This window comes from Aquimarina hainanensis, assembly GCF_042684685.1.
GTDB classification, from domain to species: Bacteria; Bacteroidota; Bacteroidia; order Flavobacteriales; family Flavobacteriaceae; genus Aquimarina; species Aquimarina hainanensis.
In genome coordinates, this window is the sequence record NZ_JBHULX010000030.1 from 206,759 (window position 1) to 208,445 (window position 1,687).

At 31.4% G+C, this 1,687-nt stretch carries 3 protein-coding genes; all 3 read left to right on the forward strand.

What is annotated here, in order from left to right:
• Nucleotides 1–202 (forward strand): hypothetical protein (locus ACFSTE_RS15255; protein WP_378298236.1); only part of this gene is annotated, 202 nt, incomplete at its 5' end.
• Between the two features lie 509 nt (nt 203–711).
• The gene (locus ACFSTE_RS15260) at nt 712–1,173 is read left to right on the forward strand and encodes a hypothetical protein (RefSeq protein ID WP_378253747.1); all 462 of its coding nucleotides are present in this window, start codon (nt 712–714) and stop codon (nt 1,171–1,173) included.
• Nucleotides 1,174–1,385: 212 nt separating this feature from the next.
• A partial coding sequence (locus ACFSTE_RS15265) for a hypothetical protein (RefSeq protein WP_378298237.1) occupies nt 1,386–1,687 on the forward strand: 302 nt, incomplete at its 3' end.

The window sequence follows — 1,687 nt, forward strand, 5'->3', positions numbered from 1 at the left end:
AACTCCAAAAGAAGCCCTTCATCAGACTGTGGCTTTTTACTGGAAGCCTAAACGAATGGGCAGGGATACGATACGTGGATATGTAGTAGAAATGATTTCTTTTATAGATAAAAACAATCCTACTAATAAAGAACAAGACAGTATCAGGACAGAACTAAGTAAAGATATCTATTTTGATGTGCCTGTAGAGGTTATAAAATAGTATCCGGTTGCTTGAGAAGGATAGGCTGGGGTGCGATGCGATAAAAAAGAAATATGAATAAGGTGTTTTTTATAGTAGGGATTATTTTATTGGTTATAACCGGGTGCCAACAACCTAGAAAAATAACAAAGGGGCGATCCCGGTGTAGGAAGCAGAATGGGGACTTTTAAACAAATATCAGGAAATGTAATGCAATCTATTTACAGGTTTACCTTAAACTAAAAAATCAGCCATCGGGCATTATGAAAAACTAAGCAACGCTTTTAAGTTTAAAGACGAAGAAGAGAACCCAAACTCATCCAATAATGATGATATATATACTGCCGAAGAAGAACCGAAAGTGACTATTACTATTGAAAAAGTAAATCATTGGAGTTATTTTATGAATAATGGTCATATTGACCAAAGTGGTAGTTTAACCAGAAAAGACTCTATTATTTATGTTAAAGATTCTAGTAGTGTCAGAGAGAGGATACTTGCAAAAAATAATGCAGTAAAAAAAGACGCATATGAAAGATTTCAAAAAAATAATTAGTTGTATAATTATTACAACAATAATTTCCTGTATTCAAAAACAGACGGAAGGTCCATTCATAAAAACAGTCTATACTGACAACCCGTATTCAAAAAAAAGATATATCGGCAAGATAATATTAAAATCTGATCTAGATTCTATAAAATTGGGCGATAAAGATTTAAAAAGTAGAGTTCTTTATCTAGGTAAGTTCAAAAAAAGATTTTCTATTAGCGAACTAGAAAAGATGCACAGCAAATTAGACACATTTGGATATATAGAAGAAGATAATGATACTATTTATTTTGACTACAATTTTACAAACAAGGGGAAGTATTTTTTAGATGGTTATATTGAAGAAGAAGTTTTATTAGATAATTTTTATAAAGATGGAAAGTCAAGATTAATTACTAACAAAATTAAATTCAGTAAAAAAATAAGAGTGATCGAAGAGTAAAAAGCAGCTTGTGACAAAATGTATGAAGTCATAATGCCCTAAAGAGACATTACGTCTTATACACCTAACTATACACGCAAGTAACAAAAAAACTTGAAAATTAACCAAATGAATAACAATGTTTCTCGGTAAATAATTGATCGAATTGAGTGGGCTCTAAAAGAAATCATTAGTAAAGTTCTTAATAGTTCTCCCCATCATAGTAATCTAGAATGAACTATTTTACTAGAGGTTTATCCATTAGGTTTTCAATTAAACCTAATAATACTAATAATAGAATTATAAAAGGAGAAATTATTATTAGGCATTGTGAAAGACAAAATATCCATAAGTATAGAGGTCCTGGTTATCCGGGAAAAGAAAATGGGCAACTCTGTGAGCATCCAAAAGGCAGTAAGAAATTCTATAAATGGAATGCTTTTTTATGTCGTTGGGAAGATGTGTATAAAGATATTCCCCGCACAAGTCAGGAACCAGACTGGTATGATAAACTGACCAACAATGCAGCTTTTGA